Genomic DNA, 19579 nt, shown 5'->3' with positions numbered 1-19579 from the left:
CATTTGGGGGTCGGTTAGGCGGGGTGGGGGGTTAGGGAGGGGGTGTGGTGGGTTAGGAGGGAGTCGCGGATTTCGCCGGCGCGGACGGCGGTGGTGGAGAGCAGGGTGGAGGTCAGGCCGTGGGTGTGTTCGGTGCCGCCTTGCAGGTAGATGCCGGCGGTCACGTTCGGGCCGACCTCGACGCGGTGGTCGCGGCCGACGCGGACGGCGTCCTCCTCGTCGCGCAGGCACAGTTTGGCGGTCTCGCCGAGGAGGGTGGCGAGGTCCTGGGGGCGGTAGCCGGTGGCGTGGACGAGCAGGTCGGCGGTGATGACCTGCCGTTCACCGGTGGGCAGGTACTCCACGGTGACCTCCAGGCGGTCGTCGTGGGCCTCCACGTCCCGGATGCGGGACACGTTGAGGAACCGCAGCCGTTCCTGCCCGTTGACCTTCTCGCGGTACGTGGTCGCGTACAGGGCCTGGATGAGGTCCATGTCGACGACCGAGTAGTTGGTGCTGCGGTGGTAGTCGAAAAGGGATTGCTTCACCCCGGGCGGCGCGTTGAAGTAGATGTCCACCGCTTCGGGGTCGAAGATGCGGTTCGCGAAGGGGCTGTCGTCGGCGGGGGTGTAGCCGTACTTGGCGAACACCGCGCAGACCTCGGCGCCGGTGAAGGTGCGGTGCAGGTAGTCGACCGCCTCGGCGGCGCTCTGGCCCGCGCCGAGGACCAGGGCGCGGCGCACCGGCGTGCCGGCCTCCGCCAGTTCGGCGACGCGCAACACCAGCTCGCTGTTGTGCCAGACCCGGTCGGACAGGACGGTTCCTGGCGGAAGGTGCGGTTCCATGCCGGCGGCCACGCAGATGTTGCGGGCCCGCCGGACGACCGTGCCGCCGCCGCCGGGGGCGCCGGGGTCGCGGCTGGTCACGTCGAACCAGCGGACCTCGCCGCCTTCGGCGACCACCGGTTCGACGGCCACGACCTCGGCTGAGTAGCCGACGAGGTGCCGCACCCGGGAGGCGGCCCACTCGAAGTAGTCGTGGAACTCGACTCGTAGCGGGAACAGGGTCTTCTGGTTGAGGAAGTCCACCAATCTGCCACGTTCCTGCAGGTAGCACAGGAAACTGAAGTCGCTGGCCGGGTTGCGCATGGTGACCAGGTCCTTCAGGAAGGAGACCTGCATCGTCGCGTCGTCGATGAGCATCCCCCGGTGCCAGCCGAAGTCCGGCTGTTTCTCCAGGAACGCGGCGTTCAGCCGCTCCGAGGCGGGTGCCGCCCGGTTGTGCTCCTCAACGGCTATGGCCAGCGCCAGATTCGACGGCCCGAAGCCGATCCCCAGGATGTCGTAGATGGTGCCCGGCTCACTGTGCAGTGTGTCCACCGCGTCATCGCCTCCCTCTGCCCGCAATACCTTAGATAAGGTTAGCCTTACCTTGCAAGATTGCCATACGAGGAGAGGATCCTTCATGCGGGTCGTCATGTTCGGTTACCAGACCTGGGGTCATCGCACGCTTCAGGCTTTGCTGGACTCCGGCCACGAGGTGGTCCTCGTCGTCACCCACCCGAAGAGCGACCACGCGTACGAGAAGATCTGGGATGATTCGGTCGCCGACCTCGCCGTGAAGCACGACGTCCCGGTGCTGCTGCGCCGGCGTCCCGACGACCCCGCCCTGCTCGACGCGCTGCGCGACGCCGCGCCGGACATCATCGTGGCGAACAACTGGCGCACCTGGCTCCCGCCGGAGATCTTCGACCTCCCGCCGCACGGCACGCTGAACGTGCACGACTCGCTGCTGCCGGCGTACGCGGGCTTCTCGCCGCTGATCTGGGCGCTGATGAACGGCGAGGAGCAGGTCGGGCTGACCGCGCACCGCATGAACGCCGAGCTGGACGCGGGCGACATCGTCCTGCAGCGTGCCGTGCCGGTGCGGCCGGACGACACCGTCACCGACCTGTTCCACAAGACCGTCGACCTGATCGGCCCGACCGTGCGCGAGGCGCTCGACCTGATCGAGTCCGGCCGGGCGCGGTGGGTCCCGCAGGACCGCAGCCAGGCGACCTTCTTCCACAAGCGGTCCATCGAGGACAGCCGGATCGACTGGAACTGGCCGGCGGAGGACCTGGAGCGGCTGGTGCGCGCCCAGTGCGACCCCTACCCGAACGCGTTCACCCATCATCGCGGCGAGCGGATCCGGATCGTCTCGGCGGCCGTGTCGCAGGCCCGGTACGGCGGCACGCCGGGGCGGGTCTTCATCCGCGAGGGCGACGGGGTGGTCATCGTCGCGGGCGCGGACGCGCGCAGCGGGCGGCGGCGCGGGCTGGTCGTCCGGCGGGTGCGCACCGAGGACGGCACGGAGTACGCGGCCACCGACTACTTCACGACCATGGGCGGCTACCTCACCGCCCGCCCCTGATCCCGCACGTCCCGACGGTGGCCGTTCCGCGTCCACGAACCCCCCGCGCGCCTCAGGCGGCGACGTCCGCACCCCCGCGCCTCAGGCCGTCGTCTCTGCGGCGACCGAGGTGGCGGCGGGGTGGGGGGTGTCGTGGTGGTGGCGGCTCATCGGGATGACCAGCGGCGTGCCGCTGACCGGGTCCGTCGTCACCTGGCACCGCAGCCCGAAGATGTCCTCCACGGCCTCGGCCGTGATGACCTCGGCGGGGGCGCCCTTGGCGACGACGCGCCCGGACTTCATGGCGATGACGTGGTCGGCGTACCGGCAGGCCTGGTTGAGGTCGTGCAGGACCATCACGATGGTCCGGTTCTCGCGCCGGTTCAGGTCCGTGATGAGGTCCAGGACGTCGATCTGGTGCGCCAGGTCCAGGTACGTGGTCGGTTCGTCCAGGAGTAGCACGGGGGTGCCCTGGGCGACGGCCATGGCGATCCACGCGCGCTGCCGCTGGCCGCCGGACAGCTCGTCCACGGCCCGGTCGGCGAGGTCGGTCGTCCCGGTGGCGGCCAGCGCGTCGTGGACGGCCTGCTCGTCGGCCTTCGACCACTGCCGCCACCATGTCTGGTGCGGTGAGCGGCCCCGGTTGACCAGGTCGAGGACGGTGAGCCCCTCCGGCGCCACCGGCGACTGCGGCAGGATGCCGAGGCGCTGGGCCAGCTCCCTGGTCGGGATGGACTGCAGGGTCCGCCCGTCGAGCTGGACGCTGCCCTGGCGTGGCGCGAGCAGCCGGGCCATGGCCCGCAGCAGAGTGGACTTGCCGCAGGCGTTGGCGCCGACGATGGCCGTCACGCTGCCCGTCGGGACGACCAGGTCGAGGTCCTCCACGACGGTCCGGTGGTCGTAGGCGAGGTACAGACCGCTCGCGCGCAGGTCAGGTTCGGTGGTCGTCATCGGGGGTTCGGCCTCCTGAGCCTGTGCGCGGGTCCGGGTCGGTGGTCGTCTCGGCAGGGGTTCGGGCGCGCGGCCCCGGAGCGGTGGTCGTCTTGGTGAGGGTTCGGGCGCGCGGCCCGGGAGTCCTGGGGTTCGAGGTGGTCGGCATCGGTTCAGCCTCCTGAGCCCGAGCGGTTGGCGCGGACGAGCAGCCAGAGCAGGACCGGCGCGCCGATGACGCCGGTGACGATCCCGACCGGCAGTTCGGTGCCGGAGATCAGGTTGCGCGCGATGAGGTCAGAGGAGAGCACGATGAGGGCCCCGGCCAGCCCGGACGCGATCGGCGGCGGCCAGGCGGTGCCGGCCAGCCGCTGGGCGATCTGCGGGGCGGCGAGCGCGACGAAGGCGATCGGCCCGGCCGCCGCGGTGCCGAAGGCGACCAGCCCGACGCCCGCGAGCAGCAGGGCGAGGCGCACCGGCTGCACGCGGGTGCCGAGGCCGGCGGCCACGTCGTCGCCGAGCTGGAGCGTGCGCATCAGACGGCCCAGCAGCAGCGCCACCGGGACCAGTCCGGCCATGACGGCGGCGAGCGGGACGACGTGGTTCCAGTCGCGGCCGTTGAGGTTGCCGACCAGCCAGCCGAGCGCGGCCTGCGCCTGGAAGCGCTCCCCCCTGGCCAGCAGGTAGTCGGTGGCGCTGGTGCAGATCCATGACACGCCGATGCCGACGAGGATGATGCGGTATCCGGTGGTGCCGCCCTTCCAGGCCAGCGCATAGACGAGCAGCGCGGTGGCGAGCGCGCCGATCAGCCCGAGCGACTGGACGCCGAGCCCGCCGTCCCAGCCGAGCACGATGCCGGCGACGACGGCCGTGCCTGCGCCCTCGGTGAGGCCGATCATGTCCGGGCTGGCCAGCGGGTTGCGGGTCATGGTCTGGAACAGCGCGCCGGAGATGCCGAACGCGACGCCGACCAGCAGCCCGACCAGCGCGCGCGGCAGCCGCAGCTCCCGGACGACCAGCAGCGTGCCGGGGTCGCCGTAGCCGGCCAGCGCCCTGACGACGCCGGTCAGCCCGATCGGGAAGTCGCCGACGGCGACGCCCCAGCAGAAGACCAGGAACGTGACGACGGCGAGGGCCAGGCACACCAGGACCAGCCGGGGCCGCACGATTCCCGACACCGGCGGCACGGCCAGCCGGAAGGTGCGGAAGGGGATGCGCGGCGTGCCGGTAGGGGAGGCGCCGTTCACGGACGGGTGCTGGACGGGTGCGGGGTGGGTCATCGGTCACACCTGCGCGACGGGTGCTGGACGGGTGCGGGGTGGGTCATCGGTCATACCTGCGCGACGGGTGCTGGTCGGGTGCGGGTGGGTCATCGGTCACAACTCCGCGAGGCGGCGCCGGCGGACCAGGGCGATGAAGAACGGCCCGCCGATGAAGGCGATCAGGATCCCGGCCTGGATCTCGACGGGCCGCGCGGCGACGCGGCCGACGATGTCGGCGGCGAGGAGCAGGCACGGGGCGAGCAGGGCCGACAGCGGCAGCAGCCACCGGTGGTCGGGGCCGAGGCCGGCGTGCTGGGCCAGGATCCGGGCGACGTGCGGGATCACCAGCCCGATGAAGACGACCGGGCCGATGACCGAGACCGCCGCGCCGGTGAGCAGCGTGATCGCGACCACGCCCTGGAGGCGGATGAGACCGAGCCGGCGGCCGAGCGCGGCGGCCACGTCGTCGCCCAGCGCGAGGCTGTTGAGCGCGGGCGCGCAGGCGAGCGCCAGCAGGGCCCCGGCGGCGAGGAACGGCAGGATCCGCAGCACCACGTCACCGTTCTGGTCGGCGAGCGAGCCGGCCGCCCAGAAGCGGTAGCGGTTGAGCGCTTCGGGATTGGTCAGGACGATGGCGCTGGTGAGCGAGGTCAGCAGCGAGGTGACGGCGACGCCGGCGAGCGCGAGCTTGACCGGTGTCAGCCCGGAACGGCCGAGCCTGCCCAGCAGGAAGACCACGACGCTCGCGACGAACGCGCCCGCGAACGAGAACCAGATGTACCCGAACAGCGACCCGAACCCGAGCACGGCGACCGACAGCACGATCGCGAACGCGGCGCCGGCGCTGACGCCCAGCAGGCCGGGGTCGGCGAGCGGGTTGCGGGTCAGGGCCTGCATGAGCGCGCCGGACAGCCCGAGTGCCGCGCCCGCCGCGAGGCCGAGCGCGGTGCGCGGCACGCGTACCGACCAGATGACGTTCTCGACGAGCTGGTCGGGGGGGTGGCCGGACAGGGCCCGTACGACCTGGCCGAGGGGGATGTTCCTGGCGCCGAGCGCGATGGACAGCAGGCAGAGCGCGACGAGGACGACACCGATCAGCGCCACGAGGAAGGCCGGGCGGAGCCCTTCGCTCCGAGTCACCGAACGGTTCCCACTTTCGACTTCCTTAGGTTAGGCGAGCCTTAACTGTAGCGCCCCGAGTTTTGGCAGGGGGCTCTGGCGGAGGGTTATCAACTTAGGTAATGCTTACCTTAGTATGTGGGCGGCTTAGGCAAGGCTGCAGTGGTTCGTTACGTTCGGGAGGTTCGGTCACCTGTGTCCGCTATGGAAGAAGCGATGGCGTACTGGTGTCGGCGGCTCGCTCCGCCCCCGCAGGAGACGGCCCTCCCGGTCGACTTCCCGTATTCGCCGTCGCGGACAGCGGACACACGGACGCGCCGCCGCGCACTCGCCACCACCGCGCTCGCCGCGCCGTCGCGCTTGACGCGTGCCGCGTCCGCCAAGTCGCCTGCGGTCGCGGGGTCCGAGGGATCGCAGGCGATCGCCGCGTCCGAAGCGTCTCCTTCGGTCGCCGCGTCCGAGGTGTCGCACTCGGCCGTCGTGTCCGAGGTGTCGATGGTGGCCGCGTACGCCGCTCTCCTGTACCGGTACGGGGGTTCGGGGGACGTCTGCTTCGGCTATGACGGGCTTCCGCTGCGCGTGGAGCTGAGCGGGGCGACGAGTTTCGGCGAGCTGGAACGGCGCGTGGCCGCCGCGTGCGGCGAACTGCGCGCGCACCGGGTCCCGCCGTCCGCGCTGGTGGCCGAGCTGCGACCGGACCCCACCCGCGGCGGCGGCCTGTTCTTCAACACCGCCTTCACCACCGGCGCCCCGAGTGAGGTGGCCGCGGCGCTGGACGTCCTGGTCGCGGTGTCGGACGGTGAGGTGCGGGTGACCTACCGTCCCGGCCTGTTCGAGGACGCGACCGCCGACCGGCTCCTCGGCCACTACGCGACCCTGCTGGCCCACGGCACCGCCCGCCCCGGCACCCCCGTCGGCGAGCTGGAGCTGCTCGGCGCCGGGGAACGCCACCGGATCCTCACCGAATGGAACGACACCGCGCACGGCGTCCCGCCGCTCACCTGGCCGGAGATGTTCGCCGAGCAGGTCGCGCGGCGGCCGGACGCCGTCGCCCTGATCTTCGAGGACACCCGCCTCACGTACGCCGAGCTGGACGAACACGCCAACCGCCTCGCGCACGCCCTCATCGCGCGCGGCGCCGGGCCCGAGCGCGTGGTGGCGCTGGCACTGCCCCGGTCGGCCGAGCTGATCGTCGCCGAGGTGGCCGTCCTGAAGTCCGGCGCCGCGTACCTGCCGCTCGACACCGACTACCCCGCCGACCGCATCGCGTACATGCTGGCCGACGCCGCCCCCGCCTGCCTGGTCACGACCGTGGGTCTGGCGGCGGACATCCCCGGGTGCGACGGCATGGAGCCGCTGGTCCTTGATGCGCCCGAGACCCTGCGTGAGCTGGCGGAACGCCCGGCCCACGACCCGGGCGAGGCCGACCGGGGGCACCTGTCGGTGCTCAACGCCGCGTACGTGATCTACACCTCGGGCTCGACGGGCCGTCCCAAGGGCGTCGTGCTGTCCCACACCGGTGTGGCCAAGCTCGTGGCGACGCAGAGCGAGCGGTTCGGCATCGGGCCGGACAGCCGGGTGCTGCAGTTCTCCTCGCCCGGGTTCGACGTCGCCTTCTGGGACCTGTGCCTCGGCCTGCTGTCCGGTGGCCGCTTGGTCGTCGTCCCGGCCGAGCGCCGGGTGCCCGGCGCGCCGCTCGCCGACTACGCGAACGCCAACGGCGTCACCTTCATGATCCTGCCGCCGGCGCTGCTCGCCGCCATGCCGGACGACGTGCTGCTGCCGCCCGCCGCCACCCTGCTGGCCGGTACGGAACGCGTCTCGCCCGAACTGGTCGGCCGCTTCGCGCGCGGGCGGATGATGTTCAACGCTTACGGGCCCACCGAGGCGACGACGAACTCGACCCTCGGCCTGTGCGACCCCGACACCCCGTCCGGCACCATCGTGCCCATCGGCGGACCCGACCCCGGGACCCGGGCGTACGTGCTCGACGGCCGCCTGAGGCCGGTGCCCGCGGGGGTCGCGGGCGAGCTGTACCTTGGTGGCGCGGGCCTGGCGCGCGGGTACCTCGGCCGGCCGGACCTGACCGCCGAACGGTTCGTCGCCGACCCCTTCGGCGCCCCGGGCGAACGGCTCTACCGCACCGGTGACCTGGTGCGATGGAGGGCCGACGGCCGGTTGGAGTTCCTCGGCCGCGCCGACTCGCAGGTGAAGATCCGCGGTTTCCGTATCGAGCCCGGCGAGGTCGAGTCGGTGCTGCGCGGGCACCCGGCCGTCGACCAGGTCGCCGTCGTGGTCCGCGAGGACCGGCCGGGTGACCGGCGGCTGGCCGCCTACGTGGTCCCCTCGCTCACCGCAGGCGCGGAGCGTGCGGAGACCAAGCAGGTCGCGGAGTGGAAGGACCTGCACGAGCTGCTGTACTCCGCCGCCGGGTCCGAGGGCTTCCGGGAGAACTTCGCCGGCTGGAACAGCATGTACGACGGGCTGCCGATCCCGGTGGAGGAGATGCGGGAGTGGCGGGACGCCACGGTCGGCCGCATCGAGGAGCTGCGGCCGAGGCGCGTCCTGGAGATCGGCGCCGGCAGCGGGCTCATCCTGTCCCGCGTCGCCCCCGGCTGCGAGACGTACTGGGGCACCGACGTCTCCGAGCAGGCCGTACGCGCCCTGCGCGCCCAGGTGGACGCCGTACCCGGGCTCGCCGGCCGGGTGGAGCTACTGGCCCGGCCCGCGCATGACGTCAGCGGGCTGCCCGAGGGGTTCTTCGACACGATCGTCATCAACTCCGTCGCCCAGTACTTCCCGAGCGACGGCTACCTGGCGGACGTGCTGGGCAAGGCGCGGGCCCTGCTCGCGCCGGGCGGCAGCGTCTTCGTCGGCGACATTCGGAACCTGCGTCTGCTGCGCTGCCTGCGTGCCGCCGTCGAGACCCGGCGCGGCGCCGACCCCGAGGACAAGCAGGCCGTGCGCGCGGCCGTCGAGCGTTCGGTGGCCTGGGAGGGCGAGCTGCTGCTCGACCCCGACTTCTTCGCCACGCTGGAGGGCTTCCAGGCCGACATCCAGGTCAAACGAGGCGCGGTACGCAACGAGCTGACCCGCTACCGCTACGACGTGGTCCTTCGCGCGACCCCCGCGCCCGGCGACGCGGTGGCCAAGGACGCGGTGCCGGAGGTGGCCGAGGACGAGGTGGCCGAGGACGAGGTGCGGTGGGCCGATCTCGGCGGGCTGGACGCGCTCGGCGCCCGCCTGGCCGGACGCCCCGCCCGGCTCAGGGTCACCGGCGTGCCCAACGCCCGGCTCGCCGAGGACCTCGCCGCGCTGGGCGCCATCGAGGACGGCAGCCGCCCGGCCCCTCCGGCGGACGAGGCCGACGTCGAGACCCTGCACGCGTTGGGCGCCCGGCATGGGTACCGCGTGGCCGTGACCTGGAACGGGCACGCCGAGGACGGCGGGCTGGACGCCGTCTTCGCCGCCGGGGACGCGCCGGCGCGCGGCCTCTACCGGCCGTCGGGCACGTTCCCGCACGCCAACCGGCCCGTGCCGTTCCGCGACATCAGCGCGCTCATGCGGACGTTGCGCTCGCACGCGGCCGAGTGGCTGCCCGAGTACATGGTGCCCGCCGCGATCGTCCCGCTCGACCGGCTGCCGGTCACCCCGAGCGGCAAACTCGACGCCGCCGCGCTGCCGGCCCCCGACTACGCCGCGCTCAGCTCCGGCCGCGCCCCGCGCGACGCCCGCGAGGAACTGCTGTGCGCCCTGTACGCCGAGGTGCTCGGGCTCAGGACGGTGTCGGTGGACGACGACTTCTTCGCCTTCGGCGGGGACAGCATCGTCGCGATCCAACTGCTCATGCGGGCACGCAAGGCGGGCCTGCACCTCACCTCGCGGGACGTCTTCCGGCACCGTACGGTCGCCGCGCTCGCCCAGGTCGCGGTGGCCCGCGTCGATGACGCAGGGCCCGCGAGCGACGCGCCGCTCGTCCGGCTGTCCGAGGCCGAGCTGGCCGAGGTCCAGGGGGACCATCCGGTCGACGTCGAGGACGTGCTGCCGCTCGGCCCGCTCCAGGAGGGGTTCTTCTTCCACTCCCTGGTGGACGGTTCGGACCGGGACGCCTATGTCGTCCAGCAGGTCATCGAGCTGGCCGGGCCCGTCGACGGAGAGGCCATGCGCCGCGCCGCCCAGCGGCTCCTGGACCGGCACGCCCCGCTGCGGGCCTGCTTCCGGCAGCGCACGGACGGCAGCCCCGTGCAGATCATCGCCGGCCGGCTGGAACTGCCCTGGCGCGAGGTCGACCTGCCCAAGGTGGGCCTGCCCGAGACGCGCCGCGTGCTCGTGGACGCCGTCGCCGCCGACGAGCGCGCCCGCCGGTTCGACCTGGCCCGGCCGCCGCTGATGCGGTGCGCGCTGGTGCGGCTGGGGGACGGCCGGGCGCTGCTGGTGCTGACGTTCCACCACATCGTCGCGGACGGCTGGTCCCTCCCGATCCTGCACCGCGAACTGATGGCCCTGTACGAAGCGCCGTCCACCGGCACCGCCGACGCGCGGTCCGAGCCGTACGGGGACGGGGGTTCCGGGGCGGTGCCGTCCGGTTCCGGGACGCTGCCCGAGCCGGCCCCGTACCGGGAGTATCTGCGGCGGATCGCGTCGGCGGATCGCGAGGCCGCGCGGGCCGCGTGGCGGAACGCGCTCGCAGGGCTGGACGAGCCCACCCGACTGGTCGACGCCCCCGCCGACGGCACGCCGATCACGCCCGGTCAGGTGCGCGCCGAGCTGTCCGAGCGGGACACCGCCCGGCTCGCGGCGCGTGCCAGGGAGCACGGGGTCACGCTCGGCACGGTCGTCCAGAGCGCGTGGGGCCTGCTCCTCGGCCGGCTGACCGGGCGCCAGGACGTCGTCTTCGGCACCACCGTGTCCGGCCGCGACGCCGAGGTCGAGGGCATCGAGTCCATGGTGGGGCTGTTCATCAACACCCTGCCGACCCGTTTCCGGTGGGAGCCCACCGGCACGCTCGCCGCCCTGGCCGGGCGCCTCCAGGAGGAGCAGTCGCTGCTGCTGGACCACCAGCACCTCGGCCTCGCCGAGATCCAGCGCGTCGCCGGGCACGCGGGCGGCGGCGAGCTCTTCGACACGCTCGTCGTCTTCGAGAACTACCCGTCCGGCACCGGCCTCGCCGACCCCTCGGGCACGGTGCGGATCACCGGCCACGAGTTCCACGACGCCGTCCACTACCCGCTGGCCCTGATCGTGAAGCCGGGCCGCCGGCTCGACCTGCGCCTGAAGCACCACGCGCACCGCCTGGACGGCGACGCCGTCCGGGCCATCGCGGACCGGCTGACCCGGATCCTGCTGGCCATGGCCGCCGATCCCGGTCAGGCCGCCGCCGCCCTCGACCTGCTGTCGGACGAGGAGGCGGCCCGCGCCCGGCTGTCCGGGGAGGATAGGGACGTCCCAAAGACGACCCTGGCCGCCGCCTTCGAGGCCCAGGTGCACCGGACGCCGGGGGCGACGGCGGTCGTGTACGAGGGCGAGAGCCTGACCTACGCCGAGCTGGACGCCCGCGCCGACGACCTGGCCCGGCGCCTGCGCGCCCGGGGCGCCGGGCCGGAACGCGTGGTCGCGGTCGCCGTGCCGCGCTCGGCGGAGCTGATGGTCGCCCTGCTGGGCGTGCTGAAGTCGGGCGCCGCCTACCTGCCGGTCGACGTTGACCACCCGGCCGACCGGATCGCGTACATGCTCGCCGACTCGGGCGCGGAGACGGTCGTGACGACCGCCGCGGCGATCGCGCACCTTCCCGGGACCACCGGCCTGACCCCCCTGATCCTCGACACCGCCTCCCCTCTTCCCGGGACCACCGGCCTGACCCCGCTGATCCTCGACACCGCCTCCCCCCTTCCGTCCACCCACGCCGACGACGCCGAGCATGCCGTCCCCGCCGAGCAGGCAGAGGCCGTCCACGTCGAGCGGGCCGAGGCCGTCCATGTCGAGCGGGCCGAGGCCGTTCCCGCTGAGCGACACCGTCAGCGGGACGCGGGTCCGGATGACGCGGCGTACCTGATCTACACCTCCGGGTCCACCGGGCGTCCCAAGGGCGTCGTCGTCACCCACCGGGCCATCGTCAACCGCCTGGCCTGGATGCAGGGCGAGTACGGCCTGCGCGCCGACGACCGGGTGCTGCAGAAGACGCCGGCCGGGTTCGACGTGAGCGTCTGGGAGTTCTTCTGGGCGCTGTGCGAGGGCGCCGCCGTGGTGCTCGCCAGGCCCGACGGGCACCGCGACCCCGCGTACCTGGCCGCGCTCATCCGCGAGCGGGCCATCACCACGATGCACTTCGTGCCGTCGATGCTCGAAGCCTTCCTCCAGGCCGACGAGATCACCGCCGACCCGTCGTGGGCTGCGTCCCTGCGCCGCGTGTTCAGCAGCGGCGAGGCGCTGCCGGTCGCCGCCGCCGCGCGCTGGCGGGCGCTCACCGGCGTGCCGCTGGACAACCTGTACGGGCCCACCGAGGCGGCCGTCGACGTCACCTACCACCGCTACGACGACCCGCCGGGCACGACCGTGCCCGCCGGCCGTCAGGACGTCAGCGTGACCGCCGGCCGTCAGGGCATCGGCGTGCCCGCCGGGCGGGCGGGAGCCAGCGTGCCCATCGGGCGGCCGGTGTGGAACACCGGGTTGCGGGTGCTGGACGCCTGCCTGCGTCACGTCCCCGCCGGCGTCCCCGGCGAGCTCTACCTCACCGGCGTGCAGCTCGCCCGGGGCTACCACGCGCGGCCAGGCCTGACCGCCGACCGGTTCGTGGCCGATCCGTACGGCCCGGCGGGCGCCCGCATGTACCGCACCGGTGACCTGGTGCGCCGCCGCGCGGACGGCACCGTCGAGTACCTGGGCCGCACCGACCGGCAGGTCAAGCTGCGCGGCAACCGCATCGAGCCCGGCGAGATCGAGGCGGCACTGACCGCGCTGCCCGCCGTCGCCCAGGCGGCGGTGACCGTCCACGGCTCGACGCTCGTCGCGTACGTCGTCCCGGCCGGCGGAGGCGCCCACGACGCTCGTGAGACAGTCCCGGCCAGGGGCGGCGCTCGCGACGCTCATGAGGCCGTCCCGGCAGGCGGAGGCGCTCCCGACGCTCGTGAGATCGTCCCGGCCAGGGGAGGCGTCCCCGATGCTCGTGAGATCGTCCCGGCCCGCGGAGGCGCCCACGACGCTCGTGAGGCCCGCCCGGCAGGCGGGCCGCGGCTTGACGTCGACGCGCTGCGGGAGGCGCTGGCCGGGTCGCTGCCATCGGCGATGATCCCCGGGGCGTATGTGGAGCTCGGCGCGCTGCCGCTGACCCCCAGCGGCAAGCTCGACCGCGACGCCCTCCCGGCCCCGGAGGCGGTACGCGCCGAGGCGCGCGAGGCGCGAGACGACCGCGAGCGGGCCCTCACCGGCATCTTCGCCGACGTGCTGAAGATCGCCGAGGTCGGGGTCGACGACGACTTCTTCATGCTCGGCGGCGACAGCATCACCTCGATCAGCGTGTCCAGCCGCGCCCGCAGGGCGGGCCTGGACCTGAGCCCGCGCGATGTCTTCGAGCGCCGCACCCCCGCCGCCCTCGCCACCCACGCCGCCGAAGCAGCCGAAGCAGCCGAAGCAGCCGAAGCAGCCGAGGCCGCTCAGGCCACCCAGGCCGACCAGGCAGACCAGGCCGTGCCCCCGGCCGGGGGCGCGCCGGGCGGTGACACCAGGGCCCAGGGTTTCGCGCTCACCGACGAGGAGATCGCGCACGTGCGCCGCCTCGCCGGCCGCCCCGTGGCGGACATCTGGCCGCTGGCCCCCCTCCAGGAGGGTCTGTTCTTCCACTCCACCTACGACGACGGCGCGCTGGACGTCTACACCGTCCACGAGTCGTTCGACTTCGCCACCCGGGTCGACGCCGCCCGCCTGCGCGCCGCCACCCGCGTGCTGCTGGCCCGCAACCCCAGCCTGCGCGCCGGGTTCACCAGCGACGGCCTGCGCCGGCCGGTGCAGTTCATCGTCGCCGACCCCGAGGTCCCGCTGGAGGAGGCCGACCTGTCCGGTCTGCCGCGCGCCGAGCAGGACGCGCGGCTGCGCGAGCTGCTGGACGCCGAGCGGACCCGCCGGTTCGACCTGGCCCGCCCGCTGCTGTTCCGGATGCTGCTGATCCGCCTCGGCGACGACCGGGGCGACCGGCTGGTCATCGGCCGCCACCTGCTGCTGTGGGACGGCTGGTCCGCCTGGCTGTTCCTCTCTGAGCTGTTCGCCCTGTACGAGACGGGCGGCGACGAGAGCGGGCTCGCGCGCCCCGGCTCCTACCGCGACTACCTGACCTGGCTGGACGCCCAGGACGATGGGATCGCCACCGGCGCGTGGCGTGCGGCGCTCGGCGGCCTGGAGGAGCCCACCCTGCTCGCCGCCACCGGCCAGGCGCTCCAGCCCGTCATCCCCGAGAGCCTGGAAGCCGTCCTGCCCGGCGACCTGGGCGAGCGGCTGCGCGACACCGCCCGCCGCAACGGCCTGACGCTCAACACGGTGCTCACCACCGCGTGGGGCCTGGCCCTGGCCAGCGCCACCGGGCGCGCCGACGTGGTGTTCGGCACCACCGTCGCGGGCCGGCCGAGCCAGGTGCCCGACGTCGAGAACGTCATCGGCATGTTCCTGAACACCGTCCCCGCCCGCATCGCCTTCGACCCGGCGGAACCGGTGCTCGCGCTGCTGCGCCGCGTCCAGGCCGAGCGCCTGGAGCTGATGCCGTACGAGTACCTGGGCCTCGGCGTCCTGCAGGCCGAGACCGGCCACCGGCAGCTCTTCGACACCCTGTTCGTGCTGCGCGACAACGACACCGAGGACCGGCTGGCCGAGCTGTCGCGCCGGCACGGCGCCACCGCCGTCGCCAACGTGGACGCCACGCACTACCCGGTCAACCTCATCGTGACGCCGGGGCGGCGGATCAGGGTCACGCTCGCCCACCGGCCCGACGTGATCGCCCGCCCGCGCGCCCAGGCGCTGCTCGACCGGTTCACCCTGCTCCTGGTCCGGCTGGCCGGCGACCTGGACGCCCCGGCCGGCCGTCTCGACCCGTTGCTCCCCGCCGAGCACGCCGCGCTGGAGCGGGAGCGGGCCGAGGGCCGCGTCCCCGTGCCGGACGACACCATCGCCGACCTGCTCGCCGCGCAGGCCGCGCGCACCCCCGGCGCGACCGCGCTCGTGTTCGGCGACCAGAGCGTCACCTACGCCGACCTGGACGACCGCGTCAACCGCACGGCCCGGCTGCTGATGGCGCGCGGCGCCGCGCCGGAACAGGTCGTCGCGCTCGGCCTGCCGCGCTCGATCGACATGGTGGTCGCCCTGTTCGCCGTGCTGCGCGCCGGCGCCGCGTACCTGCCGCTGGAACTGGACTACCCCGACGACCGGCTCGCGATGATGCTCGCCGACGCCCGGCCGGCCCTGCTGCTGTCCACCAGCGCCGTGTCCGCGCGGCTGGCGGGCCGCGTCCCCGAGGTGCCGCGCGTCCTGCTCGACGACCCGGCGGTGGCCGCCGAGCTGGCCGGGACGCCCGGCGGCCCGGTCACCGAGGCCGAACGCCCCCGCTTCAGCCTGGAGCACCCGGCGTACGTCATCTACACCTCGGGTTCCACCGGCACCCCCAAGGGTGTGGTGACCCCGCATCGGGGCCTGACGAACATGCAGCTCAACCACCAGAAGGAGATCTTCGCCCCGGCCATCGCGTCGGCGGGCGGCCGGCGGCTGCGCGTCGCGCACACCGTCTCCTTCGCCTTCGACATGTCGTGGGAGGAACTGCTGTGGCTGGTCGAAGGGCACGAGGTGCACGTCTGCGACGAGGAGCTGCGGCGTGACGCCGAGGCCCTGGTCGCCTACTGCGAGGCCCACCAGGTGGACGTCGTCAACGTCACCCCCACCTACGCCCACCTGCTGATCGAGGAAGGGCTGCTGGAGGGCCACCGCCCGCCGCTGGTCCTCCTCGGCGGCGAGGCGGTGTCGGAGACGGTCTGGAACCGGCTCCGCGACACCGAGGGCACCTACGGCTACAACCTGTACGGGCCGACCGAGTACACCATCAACACCCTCGGCGGGGGGACCGGCGACAGCGCCACCCCGACCGTCGGACGCCCGATCCGTGGCACCCGCGCGCACATCCTGGACGCCTGGCTGCGTCCGGTCCCCGACGGCGTGCCCGGCGAGCTGTACATCGCGGGCATCGGCCTGGCCCGTGGCTACCTGGGCCGGCCGGGGCTGACCGCCGAGCGCTTCGCCGCCGACCCCTACGGCGAGCCGGGCGAGCGCATGTACCGCACCGGTGACCTGGTCCGCCGCCGCGCGGACGGCAACCTGGACTTCCTCGGCCGCACCGACGACCAGGTCAAGATCCGCGGGTACCGGGTGGAGCTGGGCGAGATCGAGGCCGCGCTCACGCAGCTCCCGCAGGTCGCCCAGGCCGCCGTCATCGCCCGCGACGACCCGTCGGCCCCCGGCACGCAGCGGCTCGTCGGGTACCTCGTGCCCGCCGAGCTCACCGGCGAGGAGCGGGAGTCGGCCGAGCGGGAGCGGATCGGCGAGTGGCGGGAGATCTACTCCGACGAGTACGAGCAGATCAGCACCGCCGTCTGGACCGAGGACTTCGCGGGCTGGGACAGCAGCTACGACGGGCTGCCCATCCCGGTGGCGCACATGCGCGAGTGGCGCGAGCGGACCGTCGCCCGGATCCGCGAGCTTCGTCCGCGCCGGATCCTGGAGATCGGGGTCGGCTCCGGGCTGCTGCTGTCGCGCCTGGCGCCGGACGCGGAGGCGTACTGGGCGACGGACTTCGCCGAACCCGTCATCCGCAAGATCGGCCAAGACCTGCGCCGGGACCCGGAGCTGGCCGCCAAGGTCGAACTGCGCTGCCGGGCCGCCGACGACACCGACGGACTGCCGTCCGGGTACTTCGACACGATCGTCATCAACTCCGTCATCCAGTACTTCCCGAGCGTCGACCACCTGACGGAGGTCATCCGGGGCGCGATGGGGTTGCTGGCACCGGGCGGCGCCCTGTTCGTCGGCGACGTCCGCGACCTGCGGCAGGCCCGCGCCTTCCACACCGCCATCCAGCTCGCCCGCACCCCCGAGGCCGACCCCGAGGCGGTCCGCCGGGCCGTCGACCGGGGGCTGGCGCTGGAGAAGGAACTCCTTGTCGACCCCGACTACTTCACCACCCTCGGGTTCGGCACCGACCTGCGCACCAAGCGTGGCCGCCACCACAACGAACTGACCCGCTACCGCTACGACGCCGTCCTGTACAACGGCCCCGCCGACACCCACCTCGGCGACGCACCCACCCTGACCTGGCCCGACGTCACCGCCGGGGGGGCCGGGGACGGTCAGGGGCCAGAGTGGGGAGAGAGGCTGGCCCGGTTGCTGCGTGCGGCGGGCGGCGGGGTGCTGCGGGTGACCGGGATTCCCGACGCCCGTGCCGCGAGCGAGCGCGGCGCCGCGGTGGCCGGCGGCGTGGAGCCCGAGGACCTTCACGCGGCGGCGGACGCGGAGGGCTACCGCGTTTTGACCACCTGGTCGCGTGAGCAGGGTCACTACGACGCCGTCTTCACGCGGGACGCCTTCCGCCTCACCTCGGGCCTCTACCGCCCAGGAGGCGGCACGCCCCCGTACGCAGGAGTCCCGACGGCGGCGCGCGGCGCGAGCGGGCTCGTGCGGCAGGTCAAGGAGGACCTGCGCCTGCGGCTGCCCGACTACATGGTCCCCGCCGCATTCGTCACCCTCGACCGGCTGCCGATGAACGACAACGGCAAGCTCGACGTGCGCGCGCTGCCGGACGCCGAACCGGCGGTGCCGCTCGCCGGCGGGCGCGGGCCGCAGACCCCGCAGGAAGAGGTGCTCTGCCGCCTGTTCGCCGAGGTCCTCGGGCTGGCCAGGGTCGGGGCCGAGGACGGCTTCTTCGACCTCGGCGGCCACTCGCTGCTCGCCACCCGGCTCGTCAGCCGCGCCCGCACCGAGCTGGGCGCCGAGCTCGCCATCCGCGACCTGTTCGAGGCGCCGACCCCGGCCCTGCTGGCCGTCCGCGCGGACGACGGCCGCCCGGCCCGGCCGCCGGTCGAGCCGGTGGCGGACCGCCCAGACCGCATCCCGCTTTCCCCGGCGCAGCGCCGCCTGTGGCTGGCCGAACGGCTCAGCGGCGGCGACGCGTACCACTTCCCGCTGGTCTTCCGGCTGCGCGGCACTTTGGACACCGACGCGCTGCGCCTGGCACTGCGCGACGTCGCGGGCCGCCACGAGGCGCTGCGCACCCTGCTCGCCGAACACGACGGCGACCCGTACCAGTCGATCGTCCCCGCCTCCACCGCCCACCCCACCGTGACCGTCGAGGACTGCCCACACCCGAACATGACACCCACGCCGCCGGACGGGTTCGGCGAGTTGGGTGGGCTCGGTGAGTTGGGGGAACTGGGCGCGCGGGTGGGGGCGGCCGTGCGGCGGCCGTTCGACCTGCGGGTGGAGTTGCCGTTGCGGGCGGACGTGTTCCGCCTGGCACCCGACGACCACGTGGTGGCGATCGTCCTGCACCACGTCACCACCGACGAGTGGTCCGACCGGCCGTTCCTCGCCGACCTGGACACCGCCTACCGCGCCCGCCGCGAGGGCCGCGCGCCGGAGTGGGCGCCGCTGCCGGTGCAGTACGCCGACTACACCCTGTGGCAGCGGGCCCTGCTGGGCGAGCCGGCCGACCCCGGGAGCGAGGGCGCGCGGCAGCTCGCCTTCTGGACCAGGACGCTGGCCGGCCTGCCGGAGGAGATCCCCCTGCCGCTGGACCGGCCGCGCCCGGCCGAGCCGTCCGGCCGGGGCGACGTGGTGCGCGCGGAACTGCCCGCCGGCACCGCACGTGCCCTGCGCGCCCTGTGCGCCGAGACCGGCACCAGCATGTTCATGCTGCTCCAGGCCGCCGTCGCCACCCTGCTGCACCGGATGGGGGCGGGCACCGACATCCCGCTCGGCGCCCCGATCGCCGGGCGCACCGACAGCGCCCTGGACGACCTGGTCGGTTTCTTCGTGAACACGCTGGTGCTGCGCGCCGACCTGTCCGGCGACCCGACGTTCGCCGAGGTGCTGGCCCGGGTCAAGAACGCCGACCTGGCCGCCTTCGAGAACCAGGACCTGCCGTTCGAGCGCGTCGTCGAGGCGGTCAACCCGCTGCGCGTATCCGGACGCAACCCGCTGTTCCAGGTCATGCTGGGCTACCACTACCGGCCCGACGGCGACCCGGACGTGCTCGGCCTGCCCACCGAATGGCTGCCGGCCCGCATCGAGACCGCCAAGTTCGACCTGGACTTCACCTTCGTCGACCACGTGGCCGACGACCGGGTCACGCTGCTGCTGGAGTACGCGGCCGACCTAGCCGACCCGGGCACCGCACGGGCGCTGGCCGATCGTACGGTGACGCTGCTCGGTCTGCTGGCCGCCGACCCCGGCCGGCCCGTGAGCGAGGTGAGCGTCCTCACCGGCGAGGAGCGCCGGGCGTCCCTGGGCGCCTGGAACGACTCCGCGCGCCCGGTGGAACGCCGCACGATCCCCGAACTCTTCGCCGAGGCCGTCCGCACCCGGGGCGACCAGGTGGCCCTCGTCACCGGCGGCACCCGGCTCACGTTCGCCGAGCTGTCGGCCAAGGCCGGCCGCATCGCCGGGCTGCTGCTGCGACACGGGGTGGCCTCCGAGGACGTGGTCGGGCTGGCCCTTCCCCGGTCCGAGATGGTCCCGGCGATCCTCGGCGTCCTTTCGGCCGGCGCCGCCTACCTGCCGCTCGACCCCGGCTACCCGGCCGAACGACTCGAGTTCATGCTCGACGACGCGGCACCGGTCCGCATCCTCACCACCACCCCCCTGGCCCCCACCCTCCC

Annotated in this window: 6 protein-coding genes; 2 read left to right on the top strand and 4 right to left on the bottom strand. The window is 73.8% G+C overall.

Annotated features, from left to right (window positions below):
* Positions 1-14 precede the first annotated feature (14 nt).
* Positions 15-1358 carry a lysine N(6)-hydroxylase/L-ornithine N(5)-oxygenase family protein gene (locus NYZ98_RS39845; protein WP_262850486.1) on the bottom strand — a complete coding sequence of 448 codons (1344 nt, stop codon included), beginning with the start codon at positions 1356-1358 and terminating at the stop codon, positions 15-17.
* Between the two features lie 85 nt (positions 1359-1443).
* Here NYZ98_RS39845 and NYZ98_RS39840 point away from each other — a divergent pair, with 85 nt between their 5' ends.
* Positions 1444-2391, top strand: a complete 948-nt coding sequence (locus NYZ98_RS39840) for a methionyl-tRNA formyltransferase (RefSeq protein ID WP_262850484.1) — start codon at positions 1444-1446, stop codon at positions 2389-2391.
* A gap of 81 nt (positions 2392-2472) precedes the next feature.
* On the opposite strand, the gene NYZ98_RS39835 is transcribed toward NYZ98_RS39840, so the two are convergent.
* From NYZ98_RS39835 to NYZ98_RS39825, 3 genes are all read right to left on the bottom strand, one after another.
* Positions 2473-3321 (bottom strand): ABC transporter ATP-binding protein, encoded by an 849-nt coding sequence (locus NYZ98_RS39835; RefSeq protein WP_262850482.1) that lies wholly within the window; start codon positions 3319-3321, stop codon positions 2473-2475.
* A 152-nt stretch (positions 3322-3473) separates the two neighbouring features.
* Positions 3474-4580 carry a FecCD family ABC transporter permease gene (locus NYZ98_RS39830; protein WP_262850481.1) on the bottom strand — a complete coding sequence of 369 codons (1107 nt, stop codon included), beginning with the start codon at positions 4578-4580 and terminating at the stop codon, positions 3474-3476.
* Positions 4581-4676: 96 nt separating this feature from the next.
* A complete protein-coding gene (locus tag NYZ98_RS39825) occupies positions 4677-5702 on the bottom strand; it encodes a FecCD family ABC transporter permease (protein ID WP_262850479.1) in 1026 nt (341 codons plus the stop codon).
* A 195-nt stretch (positions 5703-5897) separates the two neighbouring features.
* Between NYZ98_RS39825 and NYZ98_RS39820 the strand changes: the two genes are divergently transcribed.
* Positions 5898-19579 (top strand): non-ribosomal peptide synthetase (locus NYZ98_RS39820; RefSeq protein ID WP_262850477.1); only part of this gene is annotated, 13682 nt, incomplete at its 3' end.

Source organism: Sphaerisporangium corydalis (genome assembly GCF_025506355.1).
In the GTDB taxonomy this organism is placed as follows: Bacteria; Actinomycetota; Actinomycetes; order Streptosporangiales; family Streptosporangiaceae; genus Sphaerisporangium; species Sphaerisporangium corydalis.
Note: the sequence above shows the minus strand (reverse complement) of the source record. Positions and strands in the feature narration are given on the sequence as shown.

Bases quoted from the DNA above. Each gene is read 5' to 3' on its own strand.
- NYZ98_RS39840 (WP_262850484.1), top strand. From the start codon at position 1,444: ATGCGGGTCGTCATGTTCGGTTACCAGACCTGGGGTCATCGCACGCTT.
- NYZ98_RS39835 (WP_262850482.1), bottom strand. From the start codon at position 3,321: ATGACGACCACCGAACCTGACCTGCGCGCGAGCGGTCTGTACCTCGCC.
- NYZ98_RS39830 (WP_262850481.1), bottom strand. From the start codon at position 4,580: ATGACCCACCCCGCACCCGTCCAGCACCCGTCCGTGAACGGCGCCTCC.